The sequence below is a fragment of the Roseixanthobacter pseudopolyaromaticivorans genome (genome assembly GCF_043195145.2).
In the GTDB taxonomy this organism is placed as follows: Bacteria; Pseudomonadota; Alphaproteobacteria; order Rhizobiales; family Xanthobacteraceae; genus NCEH01.
This window is the reverse complement of record NZ_CM195539.1, coordinates 3,768,192-3,794,771: the sequence shown is the minus strand read 5'-3', so window position 1 is coordinate 3,794,771 and position 26,580 is coordinate 3,768,192. Positions and strand designations below refer to the sequence as shown.

Here is a 26,580-nt window from a genome sequence, read left to right as displayed (position 1 = left end):
ACGCCCTGGCTTAAGCCTTTCATGCAGGCCATGATTGTGTATTCTAGAGCTTGCAATCCGCATTAATGCGCGCGGGTGGTGGGGGATGCCATGAAGGGCTTCGGCATTTTGGTTCTGGGGATAGCTCTGCTCAGTAATCCGGCGGCGGCGTCGCAACTGAAAGAGATCAACGGCGAAACGTTGAGCAACACGATAAAGTGCGAGGCGGGGAGCTTCGCCAAGTCGATACCTCATGTTGCATCTCTTCCCGGCAATAAGATGAAGGTAAAAATCTCATTCTCTGAAAGTTCGACCAATTCCCAGTCTGGCGGGTTTGATTTTAAATTTCCGTGGGTTGTGCCCGTCGGCGGGGGAGGGAATTTGAGTCGCGAACAATTGGACAAAGTTTCAGTCGATGGAATATCCTACAATATAAATCCGTCCAACCTTATCAATTGCAACAAGAAAAATATCATCAGGGAAGGCGTCGGCATCTTTGAATGCCTGAGCAAAAACAAGGCGCTGTTCATGGACGCCGTTGAAGGCGGAGAAGGCAGCGTCTCGTGCTCGTCCCAGATTACGGCTACGAAATCGGGCTCGCTCAACGCCAATCTCGTGATTTGGACCATCAGTGTGGGGCCTTCCGGATCCGCCTCGGATTCGAAGACGTATACCTTCCTTGTGGCCGCGCCTCCGCCGTCCAAGAACTGATCGCCGGGCGACACACGGACGGGGCGGAGCCCGCTCCGCCCCGTCCCGCCCCAGGGAGCATAGGGCCGCTATTCACCCCACCAGATCGAACCAATCATCCTCGGTGATCACCTGGACACCGAGCGCGCGGGCCTTTTCCAGCTTCGATCCTGCGCCGGGGCCCGCCACCACGAGGTCGGTCTTGGCGGAAACCGAGCCCGCCACCTTGGCGCCGAGCCGCTCGGCCATGGCTTTCGCCTCCTCGCGGGTCATCTTCTCCAGGGAGCCGGTGAACACCACGGTCTTGCCGGAGACCGGCGAGCCGGTGGAGACGGCTTCGAGCGGCTGGGGCGTAACCTCGCGCAGCAGCGCTTCGACCACCTCCTGATTGTGGGGCTCGCGGAAGAAGTCGACCACCGCCTCGGCGACCACCGCGCCGATGCCGTCGATATTGATCATTTCCGCCCAGGCCTCGTTGCCCTGGGGCTTGCGCCGCCGTGCCTTTGCGGGCCCCGGCTCGTCCTGTGCGGGTTCCCCCTGCGGCGCCCCGGGGGCGGCGGCCTCCTCCATCTCCTCGGGCATTTCCGCAGCACCGGCGGCGTCCCGCAGCGCCTCCATCGTGCCGTAATGGCGGGCGAGGCGCTTGGCATTGGTTTCGCCCACGTGGCGGATGCCGAGGGCGAAGATGAAGCGGTCCAGCGCGATGGTGCGCCGTTCCTCGATGGCGGCGAACAGCTTTTGCGCGGAGGTCTTGCCCCAGCCCTCGCGATTCTCCAGCCGGGTCAGGGACTGTTCGTTGCGCGTCTTCAGGCGGAAGATGTCGGCCGGCTCGGCGATCATCTTCCATTCGTAGAAGGCATGCGCCTGCTTCTCCCCCAGGCCCTCAATGTCGAACGCGTTGCGGGACACGAAATGGCGCAGCCGCTCCACCGCCTGGGCCGGGCAGATCAGGCCGCCGGTGCAGCGGCGCACGGCATCCTGCTTGCCGGTCTTCGGGTCCACCTCGCGCACGGCAAGGCTGCCGCAGACCGGGCAATGGTGCGGAAATTCATAGGCCTTCGTCCCCTCCGGCCGCTTCTCCAGCACCACGGAGACCACTTGCGGGATCACGTCGCCGGCGCGCTGCACCACCACCGTGTCGCCGATGCGGATATCAACGCCACCGCGGATCGGCTCGCCGTCGCCGCCGATGCCGCGGATATAGTCTTCGTTGTGCAGCGTGGCGTTGGAGACCACGACGCCGCCCACCGTGACCGGGGTGAGCTTCGCCACCGGGGTCAGCGCGCCGGTGCGGCCGACCTGGATCTCGATCTCCTCCAGAACCGTGGTCGCCTGCTCCGCCGGGAATTTGTGCGCCAGCGCCCAGCGCGGCGAGCGCGAGACGAAGCCCAGCCGGCGTTGCAGATCCAGGCGATCCACCTTGTAGACCACGCCGTCGATATCATAGCCGAGCTGCGCGCGCGCCGCGCCGATCTTGCGGAAATGCGCCAGCAGGCCGGCCGCGTCGTCGGCGAGAATGGTCAACGGGTTGGTGGGCAGGCCCCAGCGCGCGAACGCATGCACCACGCCGAGCTGCGTATCGGCGGGCAGGCTCGACGCCTCGCCCCACGCATAGGCGAAGAAGCGCAGCGGGCGGGCGGCGGTGATCGCCGAATCGAGCTGGCGCAGGGAGCCGGCGGCGGCATTGCGCGGATTGGCGAAGAGCGGCTTGCCCGCCTGTTCCTGGCGCGCGTTGAGGGCGAGGAAATCGCCCTTGTCCATATAGACCTCGCCGCGCACGTCGATCAGCTCGGGCACCCCTTCGCCCTTCAGCACATGGGGAATTTCCGCGATGGTGCGCACATTGGCGGTCACATCCTCGCCCTGGCTGCCGTCGCCGCGCGTGGCGGCGGAGACGAGGTGGCCGCGCTCATAGCGCAGCGAGCAGGAGAGGCCGTCGATCTTCGGCTCGGCGGTGAAATTCAGGGTCTCTCCCGCCGGCAGGTTCAGGAACCGCCGCACGCGCGCCACGAATTCCTCCACCTCCTCGTCGGAGAAGGCGTTGCCGAGCGAGAGCATGGGCACGGCGTGGAAGATCTTCGCGAATTTCGCAGCCGGCGCGGCGCCCACCTTTTCCGAGAGGCTTTCAGTGCCGCGCAGGTCCGGAAAGCGGGCCTCGATCGCCTCGTAGCGGCGGCGCAGCGCGTCATATTCCGCATCCGTGACGGTCGGCGCATCCTCCTGGTAATAGCGCGCATCGTGGGCGGCGATCTCGTCCGCGAGTCGCGCATGCTCGGCCGCGGCGTCATCGGGCGTCAGGCTTTCCACGATCTGGTCGCGGAGCGGGCGGTCGGAGGCGGACTTTGAGCGCGACATGCGACGTTTCTTCTCGCTGCGGGCCCTCGCAGGGGCGGGCAAACGGGCGGGGCGAACGGAAACGGCGCGACGCGCCGGGGCCCCGCTCTTTTCGCCCAACCCCGCGCCCGCGGCAACTGAGCGCGAGGGGGCTGTCTTCCCGTCTCTAAAATGTAAGATGTCCAAAGTAGGGATGGGACGATCAAAAAAAGGGGGCGGGTTCATGCGTAGGCTTCGCAAAGCGGCTTTGTGGGCAGCCTGTGCCGCAACGGCAGTATTCTCGGGCGCCGCATCCGCGCAGACCCAGGCCGATGATTCGGCCTTGGTGGAGCGCGGGGCCTATCTCGCCAAGGCCGGCGATTGCATGCCCTGCCATTCCGGCGATCCGAAGAAGCCGTTCGCCGGCAATTTGCCGTTCAACACCCCGTTCGGCACCATGTTCTCGGTGAACATCACGTCCGATCCCGCCTATGGCATCGGCAATTGGACCTATGAGCAGTTCAAGGCCGCGCTGCACGACGGCATTCGCGCCGACGGCGCCTATCTCTATCCCGCCATGCCGTTCGATGCTTATACCGGCATCGAGGAAAGCGACCTGAAGGCCCTTTGGGCATTCGTGAGGCGCATTCCCGCGATCGCCGAGCCGCGCAAGGAAAACCAGCTCAACTTCCCGTTCAATGTCCGCCTCGGCCTGCTGGCGTGGCGCGAACTGTTCTTCGAGCCCGCCTATTTCAAGCCCACCACCGGCAAGAGCGACGCGTGGAATCGCGGCGCCTATCTCGCCCAGACCCTGGCCCATTGCGCCGACTGCCATACCCCGCGCAACCTGATGGGCGCGGTGAAGCAGAAGCAGAATTTCCTCGGCACCGAGGTGGACGGCTATTGGGCGCCGGACATTTCCACCGAAGGCCTGAAGAAGTCCGGCTGGACCGCCGACAAGCTCACCACCTTCCTGAAGAGCGGCTCCTCCACCGGCAAGACCTCTGTGTTCGGGCCGATGGCGGAAGTGGTGCATGACAGCCTCGGCTTCCTCACCCCCACCGACCTCACGGCCCTCGTCACTTATCTGATGGACGCGCCGCCGCCGAGCGACGTGCCCGCGCCGCAGGCCGCCTCGCCGCTTCCGGCCGACGTGTTCCAACGCGCCGCCAAGAGCTATGTGGACAATTGCGCGCCCTGCCACATGTCCAAGGGCGCCGGCTCCACCGACATCATTCCCCCGCTCGCCGGCAATCCGGCGGTGGTGGCGAGCGAGCCCTATAACGTCATCATGGCGATCCTCGGCGGCCTGCCTTCCGGCGGCACCTATGGACCCATGCCCTCGTTCGCCGGCCGGCTCAGCGACCAGCAGGTGGCTGACCTCGTGAACTACGTGCGCACCTCCTGGGGCAACAAGGCCGACCCGAGCGCGACGCCGGCCATGGTCGCGGCCTGGCGCGCGACCGCCAACGTGCCGGATTTCGGCACCCAACAGGCTTCCGCCTTCGATTGCCCGAAGGTGGGTGGCGGGCCGGGCTCGACCGGGCCGGATCCGAAGGCGGTCGCCGCCATCACCCAGATGATGCAGGGCGGCAACCGGCAGATCCATGTGCTGACCGCCGCCTATTCCGCCGCCGATTCGGGCGCCACGCCCGATACGGTGGTGGATGCGCTGACCGCCGCTTATTGCCCGGTGGTGGCCACCAGCAGCCTTCCCGACTGGCAGAAGAGCGCGGAGCTGCGCCGCTTCACGCTCCAGGTCGCGGCGGATGTCTCGCCCGCGGTCGCCGCCGTGCCTATGCCCGACGTTTCGATCGTGTGGGCAACGCCGGTCGGCACGTCGCTGGTGGCGCGCCAGCCCACCGCCATCGCCGCGAAGCTGACCTGCCCGGCCAATGACGGCAAGCTGGTGCCGAAGGATCTGGCCGACAAGGCGGTATCCCTGCTCGGCACGCCGACCCCCCCGGTCGCCGGCGCGGCCGTGGTGCAACTGGCCACGACCCTGTCGCAGCAAAACCCCAAGGCCCGCCTCTCGGATGTGGCCAATGCGCTGATCTCCGCTTATTGCCCGCTGGTGGTGGCGCAGGGCGGCAACAGCGTGGCGGAGCAATACAATCTGCTCACCGGCTTCGGGCAGCAGGTGGTTCAGACCCTGCAGCTCAGCGCACCGACGGTGAAAGCCTCGACCAAATGAGCGGGACGCGCGCTTGTTCTTGCACGTGAACGCATAAACTGCCTCCCCCCACTCGGGGGGAGGCATCCGGCCGCCGCGGGTGGCCGGATGCAAGGCCGTTCAGGCCGCGCGGGACGCCGCGATCCCATAGCGCGGCCCCGGCGTCGCATGCATGAGCTGCTTCGACAGCGCCTGGCGCGACGCCTCATAGGCGGTCCATTCGGCGCCATCCTGGAGCGGCGGGATCGTCACCACCTCGCCCAGGTCGAAGCCGGCAAGCGCGGCATCGACCATATCCTCGGCGTGCATCACCCAGCTTTCCGGCACATTGGAAATGTGCGCGCCCGCGACATCCCAGAATTCCGTAGCGGTGGCGCCGGGCAGGACAGCCTGGACGCGCACGCCCTTGTCCGCCAGCTCGTGCTGGAGCGATTGCGTCAGCGCCAGCACATAAGCCTTCGAGGCACCATAGACGCCGTTCAGCACCTCCGGCGCGATGGCCACGATGGAAGAGATGTTGATGACGGCGCCGCGCCCGCGCACCACGAAGCCCGGCACCGCCGCATAGGTGAGGCGGGTGAGCGCGGTGACATTGATGTCGATCATCGCTTCCATCCGGTCCACGTCGGACTGGAGCAAAGGCGTCACGCCGCCGAAGCCGGCATTGTTGACCAGCAGCGTAATGGCCGGATTCTCCCGCAGCACCTGTTCCACCCGTTGAAGGCCCGGGGCCGTACCGAGGTCGGCGGTGATCACCGACACCGCGCGTCCGGTGTCCTTGGCCAGCTTGGCCGCAACGGCGTTCAACCGCGCCGTGTTGCGCGCCACCAGGATCAGGTCGAACCCGCGCCGCGCCAGCCGGTCCGCATAGATCGCGCCGATGCCCGTGGATGCGCCGGTGATCAGGGCCGTGCCCTTCGTGTCATATCCGCTCATCTTCTGTCTCCGTGCGGCAAGCCCTGCCGCGATGGAGGCAAGTTAGGCTTGATCGGCCGCGTCTCAAATGTCATATAAACGGCAAATCAGGACATCGCGCATGATCAGCATCGGCTTTCTTCTCTATCCCGGCTTCTCGCCGATCGCGCTTGCGGTGGCGACGGCGTTTGAACTGGCCAATATCCAGGCGGGCGAACCGCACTACGACATGCGGATGCTCTCGCGCTCCGGGGGGGCGGTGCGCGCGTCGGCGGGTTTCGCGGTCGAGACCGAGGCGTTCGGGGAGCGTGCGCTCGATCTGCTCATCGTCGCCGGATCGATGCAGGGCGACGCGCCCGCCGAACAGGTGGCGCTGGTGCGCGCCGTGGCCGGGCGCTGCCGGCGCATCGCCTCCATCTGCACCGGGGCGATGGTGCTCGCCGAAGCGGGCCTGCTGGACGGCCGGCGCGCCACCACCCATTGGTTCCAGGCCCGCGAGATGCAGGCCCGCTTTCCCAAGATCAAGGTGGAGGAGGACCGGATCTTCGTCGAGGACGGCCCGATCTGGACCTCCGCCGGCATGACGGCTGGCCTCGACCTCGCGCTCGCCTTCATCGAGGAGGATTGCGGCGCCGTCCTCGCCCGCGCGGTGGCGCGCAAGCTGGTCCTGTATCACCGGCGCGCTGGTGGGCAGTCGCAATTCTCCACCCTGCTGGAGCTGGAGCCGAAATCCGACCGCATCCAGAAGGCGCTCACCTATGCGCGCGCCCATCTCGACAGCCGGCTGAGCGTGGAAGACCTGGCCGGGGTCGCAAATCTCAGCCCGCGCCAGTTCAGCCGGACGTTCCAGGCGGAGACGCGGCAATCGCCCGCGAAGGCGGTGGAGCATCTGCGCCTCGAGGCCGCGCGCCAGCTCATGGAGGACACCGGCCATTCCATCGACGAGGTGGCCCGGCAGACCGGCTTTGCGGATCGCGACCGCATGCGCCGTGCGTTCCTGCGCGCCTTCGGCCAGCCGCCCCAGACCATCCGGCGCGCCGCCCGCGCCGCGCGTGGCGACGTGGAGGCCCAGATCGCCGCCTGAGCGGCGCGGGCCGGTCGCGGTGGGGAGGGTGAATACCAGCCGGCCTGTAAGCCGGGTTCTGTACGGCGGGCTTGCGCCCGCGTGGCGACCATTCATCTGGGACGCCGATTGCTCGGTGCCTCTAGCAGTCAACCCGGACGGCGGCCCGAAGACGAGGCCTGGATGCAGCGAGCCGCGCTCCTGCCGTCCCTATTCGACTTTGCTCCCGGTGGGGTTTGCCGTGCCGCTTCCGTTGCCGGTCGCGCGGTGGGCTCTTACCCCACCGTTTCACCCTGGCCCGCGCACGCGCGGGTGGTTTGATTTCTGTGGCACTTTCCCTAGGGTCGCCCCCGCCGGACGTTATCCGGCACCGTGTCTCCGTGGAGCCCGGACTTTCCTCGGCACCCGAAGGTGACGCGGCCGCCCGGCCGGCTGGTCGCCCTGCAATGGGGGTTCGCGCGCCGCGCGTCAAGGGCGGATGCGGTTCGGCACGCCGCCGGCCGCTCTTCATCCGGGGCGCGCAAATGCCCGTTGTGGACAAAGTCTCCTCAAGCGCTCACGCGTCCGCCTCGCCCGGACGGGTCTGGATCAGGTCGCGCAAGGTCATGATGGTGGAGGCGTCGGCCACGCCGTCCACCTTGGAGCGCCGGAAATGGCGCTGGAAGGCGGTGACGACGGCGCGCGTCTGCTCGTCGAACACGCCCGTCACATCGATTCCGTAGCCATAGAGCGCCAGCATGGCCTGGAGCGCGGCGACCGGCTCGCCGCCATCGCCGATCATGAAGAAGCGCCCGCCCCGTAGGGGCGCCTCGTGCACATAATGGCCGATGCCGGCGTGGTGCAGCACCTCCCACGGGAATTTCTCGCCCGGATCGTCCTTGCGCATCGGCGCCACGTCGGAATGGGCGAGCACCCGGTCGGCGCGGATGGCGTGGCGGGCCACGATGTCGGCGACGAGCGCCCCCACCGCGGTGACCTGGACTTCAGGAAAATCCGGATAGCCGAGGCCGTGGCCCCGATTGACGATCTCGATGCCGATGGAGCGCGAATTGGTGTCCGTGACGCCTTCCCAGGAGGAGACGCCGGCATGCCAGGCCCGCAGCGCTTCCGGCACCATCTGCACGATGGTCCCGTCCTCCAGCACCACATAATGACAAGAGACTTCGGCGGCGGGAGAGCGCAGCAGGGCGATGGCCGCTTCCGCGCTCTCCATGCCGGTATAGTGCAGCAGCACCATGTCGATGGCCGCTTTGCGCGCCCCATAATTGGGCGAGGGCGCGAGCGCGCCGACGAGGCCGCTGTCCGGCGGGAAGGGCAGGGCGGTTTCGCTCATGGGCGGGATGCTCGCCGCGGGGGGGCGGCGCCGGGAGTCTGCGGCCGCATCCCTTTCCCCCTCCCCAACCCTCCCCCACACGCGGGCGAGGGAGGCGCCACGGATTGGGCACCGGCAGAGATGCCACGCGCAGGCTGAGCCCTCTCCCGCTTGCTGGGGAGGGTTGGGAGAGGGTACGCCGCCCCAGGCGCCAGAGGGGCGCTTCTCACTTCAGCCCCCGCATCTTCTCGATCCGATCATAGGCTTCGTTCACCGCTGCGACCCGGTCGTTGGCCAGCTTGATGGCGGCGGGCGGCAGGCCGCGCGCGGAGAGGCGGTCGGGATGATGCTCGCCCACCAAGGCGCGCCACCGGGCCTTCACCTCGGCGTCGCTGGCGTCGGCGGCAAGATCGAGCACCGCATAGGGATCGCCCGGCCGGCGCACATGGCGCGCCTCGATGCGCTCATAGGCGGCACCTTCGAAACCCAGCAGCCGCGCGACCTCGGCGAGGAATATCAGTTCGTCCTCGTGCAAGGCGTGGTCGGCCTTGGCCACATGGAACAGCGCGTCGAGCAGGTCCTCGCGGGTGTCCGGCTCGTCGGCGAACAGGGTGCCGATTTGCCGGGCATAGGATTCGAAGCCGGCGGTGTCCTGCTTGGCGAGGTTGAACACCCGCGCCACGCCTTCAAGTTCCTCATCGGGAATGGCGAACACCTCGCGGAAGGCGGCGACCTCGGCCGGAACGACCACGCCGTCGGCCTTCGCCATCTTGGCGGACAGCGCGATCAGCCCCACCGAGAAGGCCGCGGGACGGGGCGCGGGGGCGAGAAAGCGATCGACCGCATGGCCCGCAAGGGCTCCCACCAAGGCGCCGAGGGGGCCGCCGAGCGCGAGACCCACGCCCGCGCCGCCGATCAGACCCACATGCTCCAGAACCGCCACGCTGCTTTCCTTCTGCCCCAAGCCATCCCACGTCCCGGTGGGAACGCGGCATTCGCGCCACCGGATGCCTGCGGTAGCCCGCGTCCGCGCCCGTTTCAACGTTTCTTAAGGTGTACGGAGCGTAAATGCTCTGTGTCTGTCCCATGTGGATTCGTTGACGGCCCATCTGATCCCATGATACCCCATAAACACCCATATGAATGGTTCGGCGCTTCGGGCGCCTCTTCCGTTCACGCCGGTTCGCCCGGCGGGGCCGTGTCGGGTTTTGGGATCGAGCGCGGAAAGGCTCACGGGCGCCATGGACCGCTTCGTGTCCACCTACACCATGCGCTTGGACGCCAAGGGGCGGGTTTCCATCCCGGCGCCCTATCGCGCGGTGCTGGCCAAGGACGGGGCGGAATTTCTCTATTGCCATCCGAGCCTGGCGGAGCCGGCGCTCGATGCGGGCGGCAACCGCCTGCTGAGCGAAATCGACACGCTGATCGCGCGCTATCCGCCCTATTCGGAAGCGCGCGAGGAACTGGCGGCCGCCCTGTATGGCACCAGCGAGACCTTGAAGATCGATCCGGAAGGCCGGGTCATGCTGACCGAGACCCTGAAGGCACACGCCTCAATCACCGATTCGGTGTCGTTCGTGGGCCTCGGGCACAAGTTTCGAATCTGGGAACCGGAGCGTTTTCGCACCCATCTCGCGGAGGCCACGGAGAAGGTGCGTCAGCTTCGGCGCGCGCTCGGTTCCAGAGCGGAGAACGAAGGGAGCAATCTGGGATGAAAACGGGCCGCGGGGTCGGGCCCACCGACGCCGCAGGCGGACCGGCCCGTCATCTTCCTGTGATGCTGCCTCAAGTTCTCGCGCACCTCGCGCCGAAGGACGCCGGCACTTATGTGGACGGCACCTTCGGCGCGGGAGGCTATACCCGCGCCATACTCTCGGCCGCCGATTGCCGGGTCCTGGCGATCGACCGCGACCGCTCCGCCATCGCGGGCGGCGCCGGGCTGGTGCTCGAATCCGATGGCCGCCTGGTGCTGGCGGAGGATCGCTTCTCCCAGCTCGACGTGCTGGCGCAGACCATGGGCTTTGCCCCGCTGGACGGGGTGGTGCTGGATATCGGCGTGTCCTCCATGCAGCTGGACGAGGCGGACCGGGGCTTCTCCTTCCGCCGCGATGGCCCGCTCGACATGCGCATGGGATCGGATGGGCCCTCGGCCGCCGACCTCGTCGCCTCGCTGCCGGAAGCCGATCTCGCCCACGTCATCTGGACGCTCGGCGAGGAGCGGCTCTCGCGCCAGATCGCCAAGGCGATCGTGAAGGCGCGGGCGGAAGCGCCCATCACCCGCACCTCTCAACTTGCCGACATCGTTTCCAAGGTGGTGTGGGCCAAGCCCGGCGAGATGCATCCCGCGACCCGCACGTTTCAGGCCCTGCGCATCGCCGTGAACGAGGAGCTGGACGAACTCGCCACCGCGCTCGCCGCCGCCGAACGGGCGCTGAAGCCGGGCGGGCGGCTGGTGGTTGTGACGTTTCATTCCCTGGAAGACAGGATCGTTAAGACTTTTCTGTCACACCGGAGCAAGGCACCGTCCGCCTCGCGTCATCTGCCGCAAGCGGAGGGGCCGGCGCCCTCCTTCCGCCTCCAGTCCAGGGGGATGGTGGAGCCCGACCCCGACGAAGTGGCAGAAAATCCGCGTGCCAGGTCCGCGAAGCTTCGCGCGGCCGAACGCACGCAAGCCCCGGCGCATGAGGAGGGCGATCTCGCAGGGGTGCTCCCTGCCGAGCTGTCGCAACGCCGTGGTCGGAGACGGACTTGATGTTTCGCGTCGCCAACCTCGTCATGGTCCTGGCTTTGCTCGCGACCGCCGGGGTGGTCTATCAGGTGAAGTACGCCTCCATGGCGGAGGCGGAACGCCTTGCCCATCTGCGCCAGGCGATTCGCGGCGAGCGCGACGCGATTGCCGTCATGCGCGCGGAATGGGCGCGCCGCACCTCGCCGCTCTATGTGCAGGGGCTGGTGCAGCGCCATCTCGACCTGCAGCCGCTGTCGGTAGACGCGATCTCCATGCTTGATGACCTGCCGGAGAAGCCCGCCACCAATTCGGATTCCATCGGCGGCATGCTCGAAGCCCTGGTGGACGCGCCCTTGACCACCTCTTCCACCGGCAAAGCCGGCGCCGCGAAAGCGGAGGTGGCCGCGCCCGCGAGCGCCGCGTCTTCCGCCAACGCCCTGCCCACCGGGGGCGGCGCGGCCGTCCTGCCATCAAGCTCCGCCTTGCGGCCGGCCAATGCCCCGGTGCGCCCCAAGCCGGTGGCGCCGGTCGCCTCCGCCGCGCCGCGCCAGCAGAGCGCGCCCAACCTGCCGTTCTGGGCGCCGAAGCCGGTCGCGCCCGCGCCGTCCTATGCTGCGCCGACCTATGCGGCGCCCTCCTATGCGCCGCACCCCGCGGCCGCGCCGGCCGAAAACGCCCTTGCCCCCATGCTTCCGCCGGGCTCGCTCCCGGCCAATCGCTGAGGAGGCCGCCCCATGGTCGCGCCCACCGAATTGCTGAACCGCATCGATCTGTCGAAGGTGCCCGCGCCCGTGCGCGGCGCCGGCGCCTTCCTCGGCCGCCTCCTGCGCCGCGTGCTGGGCGGGATCTTCCTGTTCTTTTTCAATCTTCAGTGCCGCCTCAGCCATCGCGTGGCGCGCATCATCTTCGGCGTCGGCATGGGCCTCGTGCGGTTCGCCGTGGGCTCGGTGCGGTTCTGCTTCGCCTTCGCGCGCGGCACCGTGCGCGCCCTGTTCGGGCTCGACCGGGTGGATGCGCAGACCGTGACCCGTGCCCGCCTGCAATTGCTGGTGGCGGCTTTTTCCCTGGTCTTCGTCGTGATCGCCGGCCGGCTGGTGTTCATGGCCATCACCTCCGATCCGCAAGGCACGCGCGGCGGCGGCTCGGAAGCGGTGGCGTCGGCGCGTCCCGACATCATCGACCGCAACGGCGACATCCTCGCCGTGGACGTCAAATCGCCCTCCCTGTTCGCCGAGCCGAAGCGGCTGATCGACCCGGACGAGGCGCTGGAGGGCCTGCTCAAGGTGCTGCCGGACCTCGATGTCGCGGAAGTGCGGTCGCGGCTCAATTCCGGTCGCGGCTTCGCCTGGCTGAAGCGCGAGATCACGCCGGCGCAGCAGCGCGCGATCTATCGCCTGGGCCTGCCGGGCATCGGCTTCGTGCGCGAAAACCGCCGCATCTATCCCGACGGGCCGACCTTCTCCCACGTGATCGGCGCGGTGAACGTGGACAACCAGGGCATCGCGGGCCTGGAGAAATATATCGACGGGCGCGGCCTCGCCGAACTGCATCTCGCGGGCTTCGCCACCGACCGCCAGCAGGAACCGGTGAGACTGTCCATGGACGCCCGGGTCCAGCACGCCATGCGCGACGAACTGATGCGCGCCAAGGAAAAGTTCAAGGCCAAGGCGGCCATGGGGGTCGTCACCGACGTGCGCACCGGCGAGATCCTCTCCATGGTCTCGCTGCCGGACTTCGACCCCAATATCGGCGGCAATCCGAAAGACGACGCCTATCTGAACCGCCTCACCACCGGCGTGTTCGAGATGGGGTCCACCTTCAAGGCGCTGTCGTTCGCCATGGCGCTCGACAGCGGCAAGATCGGCCTGAACAATTCGTTCGATGCGCGCGGCGCATTGCATTTCGGCCGGTTCGCGATCCACGATTATCATGCGGAAAACCGCGTGCTCTCGGTGCCCGAGATCTTCCTCGTGTCGTCGAACGTCGGCACGGCGAAAATGGTGCTGTCGCTCGGAGTGGATGCGCATAAGGCGTTCTTGCGGAAAATGGGTCAGCTCGACCGCTTGCGCACCGAGCTGCCGGAAAGCGCCGAACCCATCGTGCCGAAGCGCTGGGGCGAGTTGAACTCGGCCACCATCGCCTTCGGTCACGGCCTCTCCGTCGCCCCGCTGCAGGCGGTGATGGCGGTGAATTCCATGATGAACGGCGGCTATCTCATTCCGCCCACCTTCCTGAAACGCTCTCAGGAAGAGGCCCAGCAGGTGGCGGTGCGGGTGCTGAAGCCGGAAACCTCCGACAAGATGCGCTACCTGCTGCGCCTCAATGCGGAAAAGGGCACCGCCACCAAGGCCGAAGTGCCGGGCTATTATGTCGGCGGCAAAACCGGCACGGCCGAAAAGGTGGTGGGTGGCCGCTATGCCAAGAACAAGCTGCTGACCTCCTTTACCGCGGTCTTCCCCATGGATAAGCCGCAATATCTGGTTCTTGTCATGATCGACGAGCCGCAGCCTCTGCCGGAAACCCATGGCTATGCCACCGCCGGCTGGAATGCGGCGCCCACCGCGGGCAAGATCGTGGAGCGCATTGCCCCCATGCTGGGCGTGATGCCGCGCCAGAATCTGCCCACGGCGGACCAGATGCTCGGCATGGCGCGCCAGAAGGTGGCAGACCGCCAGTGAACCAGCCGGGTGGGCTGCGGGCGAGGAGAGACGAGACGGCATGAGCGAGCCCGCGCCCGCCCCGGCGGAGCAGACATCTCCCACAGGGGCCTTCGACCTCGCGCAGGTCCTGTCCGGGCACGCGCGGATCGTCGCGGGGCGCATGCAGGTGCCGCTGACCGGCCTCACGGCGGACAGCCGCAAGGTTGAGCCCGGCTTTCTGTTCGTCGCCATTCCCGGCACGAAGGTGGACGGAGGACGGTTCGTCGCCGACGCCTTGGCCAGGGGCGCGGCGGCGGTGCTCATGGAACCGCAGGGCGAGATGCCGCCGGTCGGCGCGGCCAGCCTCGCCTTCTCGCTCGACGTGCGGCGCTCACTGGCGCTGGCGGCCGCCCGCATCCACCCGCGCGCGCCCGGCACGATCGCGGCCGTCACGGGAACGGCGGGCAAGACCTCGGTCGCCTATTTCCTGCGGCAGGTGTGGGAGCATCTCGGCTTCAAGGCCGCCTATCTCGGCACGCTCGGGCTGATCGCGCCGGGCAGCGCCACCTATGGCGGGCTCACCTCGCCGGATCCGGTGGAACTGCACCAGACCCTCGACCGGCTGGCGCGGCAGGGCGTCACCCATATGGCGCTGGAGGCCTCCTCGCACGGGCTGGACCAGCGCCGCCTCGACGGCGTGCAACTGGCCGCCGGCGGGTTCACCAATCTCGGCCGCGACCATCTCGACTATCATCCGAGCGTGGAGGCCTATTACCACGCCAAGCTCCGCCTGTTCACCGAGCTGCTGCCCGACGGGGCACCGGCGGTGGCGGGGCTGGACGCCCCCTACGGGCGCACCACCCTGGCCTGGGCGCGCACGCGCGGCCTGCCGCTGCTCTCCATCGGCCCCGGCGGGGATTTCGACGTCCGCTCCATCGTCGCGGAAGGGGTGTCGCAGCGCATCACCTTCAACGGCGGCGACGAGGTGGTGGTGCCCCTGATGGGGCGGTTCCAGGCCGATAATGCCTTGCTCGCCGCCGGGCTCGCCTGGGCGTGCGGCGTGCCGCCGGAGGAGGCGCTGGACGCGCTCACCGGCCTCACGGGCGTCCCCGGCCGGCTCGAGCGGGTGGGCGAGGATGCCGCGCGGCCCGTGTTCGTGGACTATGCCCACAAGCCCGAGGCGCTCGCGACCGTGCTCGACACCCTGCGCCCGGCCGTGACGGGACGCCTGATCGTGGTGTTCGGCTGCGGCGGCGACCGCGACCGGGGCAAGCGCCCGCTGATGGGCGCCATCGCGGCGGAAAAGGCGGATATCGTCATCGTCACGGACGACAACCCGCGCAGCGAGGTGCCCGCCGCCATCCGCGCGGAAATCCGCGCCGCCGCGCCCGACGCTGTGGACATCGGCGATCGCGCGGAAGCCATTCGCACCGCAGTCATGATGCTTCAACCTGGGGATGCTTTGGTTGTCGCGGGCAAGGGTCACGAAACCGGCCAGATCGTGGGCGATCGAACCTTGCCGTTCTCGGACAAGGCGGCGGTCCTGGCCGCAATGGGGGAGGTGGGTGCATGAGCGTGTCGCAGCTGTACAGCCTGGACGAACTGGGCGCGGCCACCAGCGGCACCGTGCGCGGCGCCGCTGCGGGTGTGACCGGCATCTCCATCGACACGCGCACGCTGGCGCCCGGCGATGCCTTCTTCGCCATCACCGGCGACAATAGCGACGGCCATGCCTATGTGGGCCGGGCCTTGGAGAACGGGGCCGCCCTCGCCGTGGTCGCCCGCGACAAGGCCGACGCCTTCGCCGCCGGCGCGCCGCTGCTGCTGGTGGACGATGTGCTGGAGGCGCTGCGCGCCACCGCCGTTTCGGCCCGTGCCCGCTCCCAGGCCGGCATCGCCGCGGTCACCGGCTCGGTGGGCAAGACCACCACCAAGGAAGCCCTGCGCCTCGCCTTGTCGGCCGAGGCGCAGACCCACGCTTCCGCCGCGTCCTACAACAATCATTGGGGCGTGCCGCTCTCGCTTGCGCGTTTGCCGCGCGAGGCGCGCTATGGCGTGTTCGAGATCGGCATGAACCATCCCGGCGAGATCACGCCGCTGGTCCGCCTGGTGCGCCCGCAGGTGGCGATCATCACCACGGTCGAGCCGGTGCACATCGCCCAGTTCGCCAATATCGAGGAGATCGCCGACGCCAAGGCGGAGATCTTCGACGGGCTGGAGCCGGGCGGCGCGGCGGTGCTGAACATCGACAATCCCCAGTTCGCACGGCTGAAGGCGGCGGCGCAGGCCAAGGGCGTCGGGCGCATCGTCACCTTCGGCGCGGACGGGGCGGCCGATGTGCGCCTGCTCGACGTCAGCCTGCAGGCCGGCTGCTCCACGCTGGTGGCGGACGTGCTTGGCACCCGGCTGACGCTGAAGGTGGGGATGCCCGGCCGCCACATCATCCAGAACGTCCTGGCCGTGCTCGCGGCGGTGAAGCTTCTGGATGGCGACCTGGCCTTGGCCGCGCTCGCCCTCTCCGCCCTGAAGCCGCCGCCGGGACGCGGCGTGCCCATCGAGCTGGCGATCGCCGGCGGCACGGCGACGCTGCTGGACGAAAGCTATAACGCCAATCCCGCCTCCATGCGCGCCGCCATCGATGTGCTGAGCCGCACGCCGGTCGGCCCGCGCGGCCGGCGCATCGCCGTGCTCGGCGACATGCTGGAACTGGGAACCGACGGCCCGCTCCATCACCGCGAGCTGGCCGCGCCCCTGCGCGCGGGCGGCATCGACCTCGTCTTCGCCGCCGGCCCGCTGATGCACGAATTGTGGGCCGCACTCCCCTCGGATATGCGGGGCGGCTATGCACCGAATGCCGAGGCCTTGACCAAGCTCCTGTCTTCCGCCATCCGCTCCGGCGACACGTTGATGGTCAAGGGTTCCAACGGCAGCCGCATGGGGCCGCTGGTGAAAGCCTTGGCCGAACGCTTCCGCACGCCCGACGAGGCGCTGCTCGAAGGATAGTTAAATGCTCCAATGGCTCTCGCAGCTGCACGACTATTTTCCCGGCCTGAACGTCTTCCGCTACATCACCTTCCGCACCGGCGGAGCGATCGTGACGGCGCTGCTGTTCGTCTTCCTGTTCGGACCCTCGATCATCTCCACCTTGCGCCTCAAGCAGGGCAAGGGGCAGCCGATCCGCACGGATGGGCCGCAATCCCACCTGTTGAAGAAGGGCACGCCCACCATGGGCGGGCTGATGATCCTCTCCGGCCTGCTGGTCGCGGTGCTGCTGTGGGCGAACCTTTCCAACCCTTATGTCTGGGCGGTGCTGGCCGTGACGGCGGGCTTCGGGGTGATCGGCTTCTATGACGATTATCTCAAGGTCACCAAGCAGACCCATGCCGGCTTTTCCGGCAAGGCGCGGCTCGCGGCCGAGGCGCTGATCGGCGGGCTGGCGGTAATCGCCATCGTGCATGCCGGAAAATCGGGGCTTTCCACCTCGGTCGCCTTTCCCTTCTTCAAGGACCTGCTGCTCGACCTCGGCTGGTTCTTCGTCCTGTTCGGCGGGTTCGTGATCGTCGCGGCCGGCAATGCGGTGAACCTCACCGACGGGCTCGATGGCCTTGCCATCGTGCCGGTGATGATCGCCGCCGGCTCGTTCGGCGTGATCGCCTATCTCTCCGGCAACGTGCTGTTCGCGGATTATCTGCAGATCCATTATGTCGCCGGCGTCGGCGAGCTGGCGGTGATCTGCGGGGCGATCATCGGGGCGGGGCTGGGCTTCCTGTGGTTCAACGCGCCGCCGGCGCAGATCTTCATGGGCGATACCGGTTCGCTGGCGCTGGGCGGCTTGCTCGGCACGGTGGCGGTCGCGACCAAGCACGAGATCGTCCTTGCGGTGATCGGCGGGCTGTTCGTGCTGGAGGCGATTTCGGTGATCGTGCAGGTGATCTCGTTTCGCCTCACGGGCAAGCGGGTGTTCCGCATGGCGCCCATCCACCACCATTTCGAGCAATTGGGCTGGACCGAATCCCAGGTGGTGATCCGCTTCTGGATCGTCGCCGTGGTGCTCGCCCTGCTCGGCCTCGCCACCCTCAAGCTGCGCTGAGGCGACGCGGTCTCAGCGATTGCAAGGCCCGGCGACCAAGCCGGGCCTTATTTTGTGCGCTAGCGCACCGAGCCGTCTTCCGCGAGCCTTGGGCGGCGGGCGGCGATGCCGTTGGCCAGCAGCATGCCCGCCGCCATCGGCACCAGGAAGGCGAGGATGTGCGGATTGGCCAGCGCCAGAGAGGCGATGGCCGGCCCCGGGCAGATGCCGGCCAGCCCCCAGCCGAGACCGAAGATCGCCGCGCCGCCGATCAGCCGCGAATCGATCGCCGTCGCGGTCGGCCAATGGAAGGCGGGCGCGATCAGCGGTGCTGCGCGGCGCCGCACGAGCCGGAAGCCGAGGAAAGCGACGATCACCGCCGCCCCCATGGTGAAGGCGAGGCTCGGATCGAATGTGCCTGCCACATCCAGGAAGTTCAGCACCTTCGCGGGGTCCATCATGCCGGCCAGGGCGAGCCCGGCGCCAAACAGCATTCCGCAGAACAGAGCCGCAATCCGCGTCATCTCACCCTCCCACATGGCGCATGAGGAAGACGGTGAGCACGGCCACCGCCATGAACACCAGCGTCGCGACAAGGGAGCGTGGCGACAGGCGCGCAAGCCCGCAGACGCCATGGCCGCTGGTGCATCCCTGCCCGAGGGCGGAGCCGAAGCCCACAAGCAGGCCTGCCGCGGCGAGGAGAAGGTCGCTCGTCGGCAGATGCTGGGGAATGCCCCCCGTCACAAGAGCCACCACCAGCGGGCCGAGCACCAGCCCGGCGAGGAACAGCAGGCGCTCGGCGCCGGGATCGCGGCGCGCCAGCACCTGCCCGAGAATGCCGCTGATGCCGGCGATCCGGCCGTTCAGCGCCATGAGCAGCACGGCGGAAAGGCCGATGAGCGCACCGCCCAGGGCGGAGAGCAGGGGGGTGAATTCAGTTGCCGGAAGCATCTTTCACCTTGCAGGTGCGAATGCCAAACAGGGTGTAGGCGGGGCAGAAGCCCATGAAGGCCGAGCCCAAGAGACCGGCGCCGATGGCCGGGATCACATAGACCCAGATCCCTGTAGCGTTCAGCACGAGGGGTGAGAGAATGAGGAGAGCGCCGAGAATGGCCCGCAGGGTGCGGTCGAGGGTGCCGAGATTGGTCATCGCGATGATCCCTTGCTGCTGTCCGCGACGGCGGATGCGCGCGGTTGAATTTTAGTAATTAATGAAATACTAAATCGTCAAGTCCGGAAAGTCCCCATGCCGTCTGCCCCATTGCTCGCCATGGCGCCCCCCGCTGCCGCGCCGTCCGAAGCGCCGCCCCGCGCGGCGGAGGATTTGCTTCGCCGCAACGCCCCGATTGCCGCCGCCTTGCTGGCCGCCATGGCCCATCCCAAGCGCCTGCTGGTGCTCTGCCGCCTGGTAGACGGGGAATGCGCGGCCGGCGACCTCGCCGCGCAAGTGGGCCTCAGCCCGTCGGCGCTCTCGCAGCATCTCGCCAAGATGCGCGCGGCGGGCATCGTCGACAGCCGGCGCGAGGGGCAGGCGATCTATTATTTTCTCGCGGGGCGGGAAGCGCGGGCCGTGCTGGAAACCCTCCACCGCCTCTATTGCGAGCCCGATCCAAGCTGATGAGCCGGCGCGTCATATCGGCGGCTTCCCTCGGGGGCTGCCGGGGTCTAGTGCTGACGGTACGTTTTCGTCAGGTTGCCTGTCCATGATTCCCGTCACCTGTTTCAAGGATCGCAGCGTCGCCGTGTTCGGGCTCGGCGGCTCCGGTCTCGCCACCGCCCTCGCGCTGATGGAGGGCGGGGCCCATGTCGTCGCCTGGGACGATGGCGCGGCGGGGCGTGCCAAGGCCGAGGCGCAGAGCGTGCCGCTGCAGGATCTGCGCACCATCGATTGGTCTGGCATCGCCGCGCTCGTGCTCTCCCCCGGCGTGCCGCTGACCCACCCCGTGCCCCATTGGTCGGTGGATCTGGCCAAGGCGGCGGGCGTCGAGGTGATCGGCGACATCGAATTGTTCTGCCGCGAGCGGCGGGCGACCGCCCGCCATTCCCCGTTCGTCGCCATCACCGGCACCAACGGCAAATCCACCACCACGGCGCTGATTTCCCATCTGCTTGCGGTGGGCGGGCGCGACGTGCAGATGGGCGGCAATATCGGCACCGCAATCCTCTCGCTCGCCCCGCCCAAGGGCGTGGGACGGGTGCATGTGGTGGAGTGCTCCTCCTACCAGATCGACCTTTCCCCCTCGCTCGACCCGTCTGTCGGCGTGCATCTGAACGTGACGCCGGATCATCTGGACCGGCACGGCAGCCTTGAGCATTACGCGGCGGTGAAAGAGCGGCTGATTGCCGGGGTGGAAAGGGGCGGCACCGCTGTGGTCGGCGTGGATGATGATTTCTCCACCGCCATGGCTGAGCGGGCCGAGCAGGCCGGCATCCACGTGGTGCGCATCTCGGTGGAGCGGCCGCTCGCCGACGGCATCTGGCGCGACGGCACCGATATCGTCTGGAGCCAGGGCGGGGTCGAGCGCGAGCGGCTTTCGCTTGCCGGCATCGGCTCGCTGCGCGGCGCGCACAATGCGCAGAATGCGGCGGCGGCCTATGCCTCGGCGCGCGCCATCGGCCTCGCGCCGGAAGTGATCGCCATCGGCATGCGGCGGTTTCCGGGCCTTGCCCATCGCATGGAAGAGGTGGGCCATCTCGGGCCGGTGCTGTTCGTGAACGATAGCAAGGCCACCAATGCGGACGCGGCGGAGCGGGCGCTGCTGAGCTTTCACAACGTGTTCTGGATTGCCGGAGGCAAGGCCAAGGCGGGCGGCATCGAGCCGCTTGCGCCCTTCTTCAACCGGGTGCGCAAGGCCTATCTGATCGGCGAGGCGGCGCCCGCCTTCGCCGAGACGCTGGGCGAACAGGTGCCGCACGACGAGGTCGGAACCCTGGACGCGGCGGTGTCGGCGGCGGCGCGGGACGCGGCGGCCTCGGGGCTGGAGGATGCGGTGGTGCTGCTGTCTCCGGCATGCGCCAGCTTCGACCAATATCCCAATTTCGAGGTGCGCGGCGACGCCTTCCGCGCCCTGGTGCATGCCTTGCCGGGCATCGCCGCCAAGGGCTAAAGCACGGCCCCATGCCCCGGCCGCGCTAGAAATGTTTCACGTGAAACAATGGCTTAGAGCGGACGAACAGCGGTTTCGTGACGGCGTTCCGCGCCTTTTCGGCGGATGAAACCGCCATTTCGCCCGAACGTTCGGCGCACATGAATCCGAACCGGGCAACGGCTGCCGAAAAACGCGCGGCGTCCGGCAGCGCAGCCTGATGAACCGCAATCAGGTTAATCCGAGCGGACGGGCGCGGACAAAGCGCGCCCGTGCTACCCCCCGCGGGGATCAGGCGGCGGCGAGTTCCACCTCGATATTGCCGCGCACCGCCTTGGAATAGGGGCACACCTTGTGCGCGGCCTCGAGAAGGTCCAGCACCTCGGAGGCGCTCTTGCCGGGGATCATGCCGGTGATCCTGGCGGCGAGGCCGAAGCCGCCTTCCACCTTGCCGAAGCTCACCGCGATGGTGACTTCCGCGCCGCTCGCATCCACGCCCTTGGCCTTGGAGACGGCTTCCAGCGCACCGCCGAAACAGGCCGCATAGCCGGCGGCGAACAGATGCTCCGGCGTGGTCTTGCCGGGTTCCAGCACGCCATCCTTGGGCATGGCGAGGTCGGCCTTCACCGAGCCGTCGGTGGTTTCGCTGTGGCCGCGGCGGCCGCCGTGGGAAACGGCGACGGCGGTGAAGACGGTTTCAAAAGACATGGGACTTCCTCTCTGGTGACTGACAGCCGCATCGGCGGCACGGGCGCGCCCCGCGTGTGCCGCAGGGCGGAAATGCGTAGGGCGCGCGGGCATTTCCCGCGGTGCGGCACGGTTTTCCTTGTGGCGCCGGCTCCGCCGTGGCACCTCCCTGGCCAACCCGCCTGCCGCAGTGAGCAAGGAGACAGGCCATGATCGATGGCGCCAAGGATAAGCTCGTCGCCCCCCGTTTGGTTTCCGGCCTTTCGGAAATTGCCGGCGAATACGACCTCATCCTGTGCGACGTCTGGGGCGTGATGCACAACGGCGTTGCCGCGTTTCCCGCCGCCGGCGCGGCGCTGGAGCGCGCCCGCGCGGGCGGCGCCCGCGTGCTGATGGTGTCCAACGCCCCGCGCCCGAATGAATTCGTCATCGCCATGCTGGACGGTTTCGGCGTGCCGCGCAGCGCCTATGACGGCATCGTCACCTCCGGCGACGTCACGCGCGACGTGCTGGCGGCGCGGCCGGGCGTGAAGCTGTTCCATCTCGGCCCCCCGCGCGACCTCGGCACGTTCGATGGTCTCGACGTGACGCCGACCGGCCTCGACGCCGCCGAGCTGGTGGTCTGCACCGGCCTGCTGAACGACGATGTGGAGACGCCGAAGGATTATGCCGAGCAGCTCGCCGCCATGCAGGCGCGCGACCTGCTGTTCGTGTGCGCCAATCCCGACCTGGTGGTGGAGCGCGGCGACACGCTGATCTATTGCGCCGGCGCGCTGGCGCAGCTCTATGAGGAGATCGGCGGGCGGGCGATCTATTGCGGCAAGCCGCACAAGCCGATCTACGACGTCGCGCTGCGCCGGGCCGCCGCGCTCGGCGGCGTGCCGATCCGCCCGGAACGGGTGCTGGCCATCGGCGATGCGCTGCGCACCGACATCATCGGCGCCACGGCGGCCGGCTTCGACAGCCTGTTCATATCGAGCGGCATCCACGCCGAGGAATTGCACGGGGAAAACGGCAGCGAGCCCGATGCCGAGGCGCTGGCGAATCTGTTTTCCGATCACGCCCATCCGCGCGGCGTCATGCCCCGCCTCGCATGGTGACGGGCCCGGCGCGCGCCTGAAGCCGGCTCGGCGGCGCGCGCGGCGGGCTTCCGCAAAATCCCGTGCTTGACGCTGGCTGGCCCGCGCGCGAAGGGTTTCCTCCCCTCCATTGTGCCGGCCGCCCCTGCCGATGTCCGTTCCTTTCGACCCATCCTTTCCCGTCGTTGAGGGCATCGCGCCGATTCCCGCGCAGATCGCGCGGCCGGTGTTGGCCATCGGCAATTTCGACGGCGTGCATCGCGGCCATCGCGCGGTGGTCGACGCCGCGCTCTACATGGCGCAGACGCTGGGCCGGCCGGCGGCGGCGCTGACGTTCGAGCCGCATCCGCGCAGCTTCTTCCAGCCCGACGCGAACCTGTTCCGCCTCACCCCCGGCCGCCAGAAGCTGGATTGCCTCGCCCGCACCGGGCTCGCTGGCGCCATCGTGCTGCCGTTCGACGCCGCGCTGGCGCGGGTGACGGCGGAGGATTTCGTCGATGAGATCCTGGTGCGGCGGTTCGCGGTCTCCGGCGTGGTGGTGGGCTTCGATTTCCATTTCGGCCGCGCGCGCGCTGGCTCGCCCGCCTTTTTGCGCAAGGCCGGGGCGCGCCACGGCTTCCCGGTCGAGGTGGTGGAGCCCGCTTTGGACGAGGGCGATCCCATTTCCTCCAGCGCCATCCGCAACGCGCTGGCCGCCGGCCAGGTGGGCCATGCCGCCCACATGCTGGGCCGGCCCTGGAGCGTGCGCGCCACCGTGATTCACGGGGACAAGCGCGGCCGCGACCTCGGCTATCCCACCGCCAATCTCGCCATGCCGCAGGGCACGCAGCTCGCCTTCGGCATCTATGCGGTGCGTGCGCGGTTCGACGGGCAAGTGGTGGACGGGGTGGCGAGCTACGGTCGGCGGCCGACGTTCGACAACGGCCGGCCCCTGCTGGAAGTGCATCTGTTCGATTTTTCCGGCGATCTCTACGGCCGCGAACTGGACGTGGCGTTCCACGGCTATCTGCGGCCGGAGCTGAAGTTCGACGGCATCGACGCGCTGATCGCGCAGATGAACAAGGACAGCGCCGCCGCCCGCCTCGTGCTCGCCCGCCCGCAAATCTGGCCGGTGTGAGGGGGAAGCCGGCCGGGTGCGACCCCGGCCGGACGCGCGCTCAGTCCACGGTCGCGCCGTAGAGCAGGTTCTTGAACAGCATGCGGGTGGCGACCCGCGGGGTCGGCGCGGCGGACATGAACACGCCGACAATCTCCTCCTTCGGATCGATGGTGAAGGAGGTGCCGCCGGCGCCCGCCCACATGGCGTCGCCCTTGGAACCGGGCACCACGGCGAAGCCCTCCTGGCGGCGAATCGCAAACCCCAGCCCGAAGCCATAGCCCGGCCCGGTGCTCGCCGCCGTGGATCCGCCGAGGCCGATCAGATGGTCGGACAGCATGAAGTCCACGGTCTTGGGCGAGAGGATGCGCACGCCATCCAGCACCCCGCCGTTCAGCATCATCTGGGAGAAGCGGAAATAATCCTCCGCCGTGGTGACGGTGCCGGCGCCGCCGAGCCGGTAGCGCTTGCCGGGGTCCTGGTCCACCCGCACCCATTTCCAGCCCGCTTCCTTCTGCGGATCGGCATCGAGCGCATCGGCAAGCCGAGGCGCCTGGGCGGGCGTGAGCTGGAACGCGGTGTCCTTCATCTTCAGCGGCTTGAACAGGTTCTCGTCGAGGAACACGTCCAGCCTTTTGCCGCTCACGCGCTCCACCACCACGCCGAGCACGTCCACGGAGAGGCCGTATTCGAACCGCGTGCCCGGCTCGTAGGCGAGCGGGATCTTGGCGAGGCCGCTGACGAAGGCTTCCGGCGACAGGTCGGAATTGCGGCTCTCGATGTCGGCCTTCTCATAGGCCTCCTTCACCTCCGGGAACGGCGCGCTGCCGGAATAGGTGAGGCCCGAGGTATGGCGCAGCAGGTCCTGGATGGTGATGGGGTTCTTCGCCGGCACCACCTCGCGCACGGTCTTGCCGCTCTCGTCCTTCTTCTCGGCGATCACATTCATCGCCTTCATCTCGGGAATATATTGCCCCACCGGGTCACGCAGGCTCAGCTGGCCGCGCTCCACCAGCATCATCGCCGCCACCGAGACGAACGGCTTGGTCATGGAGAAGGCGCGGAACACCGCGTCCTTGGTCATGGGCTTGGTCTTGGCGGCATCGAGGAAGCCGTGGGCCTCGAAATGCACGATCTTGCCGTCATGGGCGATCAGCGTGACCGCGCCGGGGAAGGTGCCCTTGTCGATCTCCCGCTGCATGGCCACGGGGATGCGCTTGAGCGCCTCCTGGGAAAAGCTGAGGTCGTCGGCCCGGGCGGCCGGCGCGTGGAACAGGCTGAGCGCGAGCAAGGCCGGCGCAAGGGGTCGCATGATGCTCCCTGCCATGGATGGTTTCTCCCGATGGTTTTAATCGTTTCAGGCCGAAGGCGGAATTGGCGTTCCTGAACCCTTGGTCCGGCCGCGGCGGCGCTTGGGGCGCCCGATACTCCGCGACGCGGCGCAGAATGCCGTTGCGGAAAGGGTGTGTCGATAGGTGCCGATGGGGCTTAGGCGGTTCTTAACCGAGTTTCGGCATTCTCGCCGTAACCCCCCATCGTGCGAGACGATACCCCGAACCGTGCCTGCTCCCTCCGCCCCCCAGGATCGCCGCTCCCCCTTCATCCGCCTCGCCGAGCTGCTGGCCGGGACGGAGCCCGGCCGTGCGCCCCTGAGCGCGGCGGTGGGCGAGCCGCAGCATGCCATGCCGGATTTCGTCGGCCCGGTGCTGTCGGGCGCGCTGCCGGGCTTCGGCCGCTATCCGCGCGCGGAAGGCACCCCGGCGTTCCGCGCCGCCGCCGCCCAATGGCTCGGCACGCGCTATGATCTCGCCCGCCCGGTGGATGCGGACCGCGAAGTGCTGGTGCTGAACGGCTCGCGCGAGGGCCTCGTCTCCGCCGCCATCGTCGCGCGGCGCCTCACCGGGGATCGCGGCGGGCGGCCGGTGATGCTGCTGCCCAATCCCTTCTATGCCGCCTATGCGGCGGGCGCCGAGGCCGCCGGCTGCGAGGCTGTTCCCCTGCCTACCACCCGCGAAAGCGGCTGGCTGCCGGATCTCGACGCCCTCGACGACGAATTGATGGCGCGGGCGGTGGCCGTGTTCATCGCCTCGCCCGCCAATCCGCAGGGCGCCATCGCCTCGCGCGCCTATCTGGAGCGGCTGCTCGCCATCACCCGCGCCCACGGCACCTATCTGTTCTCCGACGAATGCTATTCGGAGATCTATCTCGGCGCCGAGAAGCCAACTGGCATCCTCGAAGTGTGCGGCACCGATTTCTCCGGCGTGGTCGCGTTCAACTCGCTCTCCAAGCGCTCGTCCCTGCCGGGCCTGCGCTGCGGTTTCTGCGCCGGGGATGCGGATTTCCAGAAGGCGTTCCTCGCGTTTCGCTGGGTCGCCGCGCCCCAGGTGCCCGAGCCGCTCCAGGCGGTGGGCATCGCCGCCTATGGGGACGAGGCCCATGTGGAGGCCTCCCGCGCGCTGTATGTGGCGAAGTTCGACCTCGCCGACCAGGTGATCGGCGGCCGCTTCGGCTATGAGCGGCCCGGCGGCGGCTTCTTCCTGTGGCTCGACGCCTCGGCGGCGGGCGGCGGGGAGGCGGCCACCCTGCGCCTGTGGAAGGAACAAGGCCTTCGCGTCGTGCCGGGCGGCTATCTCGCCCGCCCCGACGCGAGCGGCATCAATGCCGGCGATCCCTATCTGCGGGTCGCCCTGGTCCAGGATCTCGCCACGTGCGGGGAGGTGCTCCAGCGCCTCGTCGCCGGGCTGAGCTGAG

At 68.3% G+C, this 26,580-nt stretch carries 24 protein-coding genes and 1 other RNA gene; 15 read left to right on the top strand and 10 right to left on the bottom strand.

The annotated features are described in order from the left end of the window. Positions 1-90: 90 nt before the first annotated feature. Complete coding sequence (locus V5F68_RS17850; RefSeq protein WP_394014340.1) at positions 91-690, top strand: hypothetical protein; 600 nt, start codon at positions 91-93, stop codon at positions 688-690. Between the two features lie 72 nt (positions 691-762). Here the strand turns inward: V5F68_RS17850 and ligA are convergent, their stop codons facing one another. Next, entirely contained in the window at positions 763-3,024 is a 2,262-nt protein-coding gene (gene ligA / locus V5F68_RS17845; protein WP_394014339.1) for an NAD-dependent DNA ligase LigA, read from the bottom strand. A 202-nt stretch (positions 3,025-3,226) separates the two neighbouring features. On the opposite strand from ligA, the gene V5F68_RS17840 reads away from it, so the two are divergent. Beyond that, positions 3,227-5,176 (top strand): cytochrome c, encoded by a 1,950-nt coding sequence (locus V5F68_RS17840; RefSeq protein ID WP_394014338.1) that lies wholly within the window; start codon positions 3,227-3,229, stop codon positions 5,174-5,176. Between the two features lie 99 nt (positions 5,177-5,275). Here the strand turns inward: V5F68_RS17840 and V5F68_RS17835 are convergent, their stop codons facing one another. Further along, the gene (locus tag V5F68_RS17835) at positions 5,276-6,091 is read right to left on the bottom strand and encodes an SDR family NAD(P)-dependent oxidoreductase (protein WP_394014337.1); all 816 of its coding nucleotides are present in this window, start codon (positions 6,089-6,091) and stop codon (positions 5,276-5,278) included. A 100-nt stretch (positions 6,092-6,191) separates the two neighbouring features. Between V5F68_RS17835 and V5F68_RS17830 the strand changes: the two genes are divergently transcribed. Beyond that, positions 6,192-7,154 carry a GlxA family transcriptional regulator gene (locus tag V5F68_RS17830; RefSeq protein WP_394014336.1) on the top strand — a complete coding sequence of 321 codons (963 nt, stop codon included), beginning with the start codon at positions 6,192-6,194 and terminating at the stop codon, positions 7,152-7,154. Positions 7,155-7,185: 31 nt separating this feature from the next. Here V5F68_RS17830 and rnpB read toward each other — a convergent pair. The 3 genes from rnpB to V5F68_RS17815 form a co-directional block, all read right to left on the bottom strand. After that, an RNA gene (rnpB, locus tag V5F68_RS17825) (RNase P RNA component class A) lies at positions 7,186-7,569 on the bottom strand. A gap of 120 nt (positions 7,570-7,689) precedes the next feature. Then, complete coding sequence (locus tag V5F68_RS17820) at positions 7,690-8,466, bottom strand: N-acetylmuramoyl-L-alanine amidase (protein ID WP_394014335.1); 777 nt, start codon at positions 8,464-8,466, stop codon at positions 7,690-7,692. Between the two features lie 205 nt (positions 8,467-8,671). Then, positions 8,672-9,388, bottom strand: a complete 717-nt coding sequence (locus tag V5F68_RS17815) for a TerB family tellurite resistance protein (RefSeq protein ID WP_348844102.1) — start codon at positions 9,386-9,388, stop codon at positions 8,672-8,674. A gap of 298 nt (positions 9,389-9,686) precedes the next feature. Here V5F68_RS17815 and V5F68_RS17810 point away from each other — a divergent pair, with 298 nt between their 5' ends. From V5F68_RS17810 to mraY, 7 genes are all read left to right on the top strand, one after another. Then, positions 9,687-10,160 carry a division/cell wall cluster transcriptional repressor MraZ gene (locus tag V5F68_RS17810; protein WP_394014334.1) on the top strand — a complete coding sequence of 158 codons (474 nt, stop codon included), beginning with the start codon at positions 9,687-9,689 and terminating at the stop codon, positions 10,158-10,160. Next, positions 10,157-11,197, top strand: coding sequence for a 16S rRNA (cytosine(1402)-N(4))-methyltransferase RsmH (gene rsmH, locus V5F68_RS17805; RefSeq protein ID WP_394014333.1), 1,041 nt, complete (start codon positions 10,157-10,159; stop codon positions 11,195-11,197). The genes V5F68_RS17810 and rsmH overlap by 4 nt, the downstream gene beginning before the upstream one ends. Beyond that, the gene (gene ftsL / locus V5F68_RS17800; protein ID WP_445322313.1) at positions 11,197-11,895 is read left to right on the top strand and encodes a cell division protein FtsL; all 699 of its coding nucleotides are present in this window, start codon (positions 11,197-11,199) and stop codon (positions 11,893-11,895) included. The genes rsmH and ftsL overlap by 1 nt, the downstream gene beginning before the upstream one ends. Before the next feature lie 195 nt (positions 11,896-12,090). Next, the gene (locus V5F68_RS17795) at positions 12,091-13,851 is read left to right on the top strand and encodes a peptidoglycan D,D-transpeptidase FtsI family protein (RefSeq protein WP_394014386.1); all 1,761 of its coding nucleotides are present in this window, start codon (positions 12,091-12,093) and stop codon (positions 13,849-13,851) included. 40 nt (positions 13,852-13,891) lie between these two features. Then, the gene (locus V5F68_RS17790; RefSeq protein WP_394014331.1) at positions 13,892-15,385 is read left to right on the top strand and encodes a UDP-N-acetylmuramoyl-L-alanyl-D-glutamate--2,6-diaminopimelate ligase; all 1,494 of its coding nucleotides are present in this window, start codon (positions 13,892-13,894) and stop codon (positions 15,383-15,385) included. After that, on the top strand, positions 15,382-16,815 hold the full coding sequence (locus tag V5F68_RS17785) for a UDP-N-acetylmuramoylalanyl-D-glutamyl-2,6-diaminopimelate--D-alanyl-D-alanine ligase (RefSeq protein ID WP_394014330.1): 1,434 nt from the start codon (positions 15,382-15,384) through the stop codon (positions 16,813-16,815). Before V5F68_RS17790 ends, V5F68_RS17785 begins: the two co-directional genes overlap by 4 nt. A 4-nt stretch (positions 16,816-16,819) precedes the next feature. Beyond that, positions 16,820-17,902 carry a phospho-N-acetylmuramoyl-pentapeptide-transferase gene (gene mraY / locus V5F68_RS17780; protein ID WP_394014329.1) on the top strand — a complete coding sequence of 361 codons (1,083 nt, stop codon included), beginning with the start codon at positions 16,820-16,822 and terminating at the stop codon, positions 17,900-17,902. A 59-nt stretch (positions 17,903-17,961) separates the two neighbouring features. Here the strand turns inward: mraY and V5F68_RS17775 are convergent, their stop codons facing one another. From V5F68_RS17775 to V5F68_RS17765, 3 genes are read right to left on the bottom strand one after another with little or no spacing between them, the layout of a single operon-like run. Then, positions 17,962-18,405, bottom strand: coding sequence for a DUF6691 family protein (locus V5F68_RS17775; protein WP_394014328.1), 444 nt, complete (start codon positions 18,403-18,405; stop codon positions 17,962-17,964). Position 18,406: 1 nt separating this feature from the next. Further along, positions 18,407-18,832 carry a YeeE/YedE family protein gene (locus tag V5F68_RS17770; protein WP_394014327.1) on the bottom strand — a complete coding sequence of 142 codons (426 nt, stop codon included), beginning with the start codon at positions 18,830-18,832 and terminating at the stop codon, positions 18,407-18,409. Then, on the bottom strand, positions 18,816-19,031 hold the full coding sequence (locus V5F68_RS17765) for a YgaP family membrane protein (protein ID WP_394014326.1): 216 nt from the start codon (positions 19,029-19,031) through the stop codon (positions 18,816-18,818). The genes V5F68_RS17770 and V5F68_RS17765 overlap by 17 nt, the downstream gene beginning before the upstream one ends. Positions 19,032-19,250: 219 nt before the next feature. On the opposite strand from V5F68_RS17765, the gene V5F68_RS17760 reads away from it, so the two are divergent. After that, positions 19,251-19,499, top strand: a complete 249-nt coding sequence (locus V5F68_RS17760) for a metalloregulator ArsR/SmtB family transcription factor (RefSeq protein ID WP_509274714.1) — start codon at positions 19,251-19,253, stop codon at positions 19,497-19,499. An 85-nt stretch (positions 19,500-19,584) separates the two neighbouring features. Further along, a complete protein-coding gene (murD, locus tag V5F68_RS17755; protein ID WP_394014324.1) occupies positions 19,585-20,988 on the top strand; it encodes a UDP-N-acetylmuramoyl-L-alanine--D-glutamate ligase in 1,404 nt (467 codons plus the stop codon). Between the two features lie 270 nt (positions 20,989-21,258). On the opposite strand, the gene V5F68_RS17750 is transcribed toward murD, so the two are convergent. Further along, complete coding sequence (locus tag V5F68_RS17750) at positions 21,259-21,675, bottom strand: Ohr family peroxiredoxin (protein ID WP_394014323.1); 417 nt, start codon at positions 21,673-21,675, stop codon at positions 21,259-21,261. A 188-nt stretch (positions 21,676-21,863) separates the two neighbouring features. Between V5F68_RS17750 and V5F68_RS17745 the strand changes: the two genes are divergently transcribed. Next, on the top strand, positions 21,864-22,754 hold the full coding sequence (locus V5F68_RS17745; RefSeq protein ID WP_394014322.1) for a TIGR01459 family HAD-type hydrolase: 891 nt from the start codon (positions 21,864-21,866) through the stop codon (positions 22,752-22,754). A gap of 130 nt (positions 22,755-22,884) precedes the next feature. Beyond that, positions 22,885-23,850: a bifunctional riboflavin kinase/FAD synthetase gene (locus V5F68_RS17740; RefSeq protein WP_394014321.1), complete on the top strand. Its 966-nt coding sequence runs from the start codon at positions 22,885-22,887 to the stop codon at positions 23,848-23,850. Positions 23,851-23,890: 40 nt separating this feature from the next. Here V5F68_RS17740 and V5F68_RS17735 read toward each other — a convergent pair whose 3' ends face one another. Continuing rightward, a complete protein-coding gene (locus V5F68_RS17735) occupies positions 23,891-25,156 on the bottom strand; it encodes a serine hydrolase domain-containing protein (RefSeq protein WP_394014320.1) in 1,266 nt (421 codons plus the stop codon). A 232-nt stretch (positions 25,157-25,388) separates the two neighbouring features. On the opposite strand from V5F68_RS17735, the gene V5F68_RS17730 reads away from it, so the two are divergent. After that, positions 25,389-26,579, top strand: a complete 1,191-nt coding sequence (locus V5F68_RS17730) for an aminotransferase class I/II-fold pyridoxal phosphate-dependent enzyme (RefSeq protein WP_394014319.1) — start codon at positions 25,389-25,391, stop codon at positions 26,577-26,579. Position 26,580: the final 1 nt, after the last annotated feature.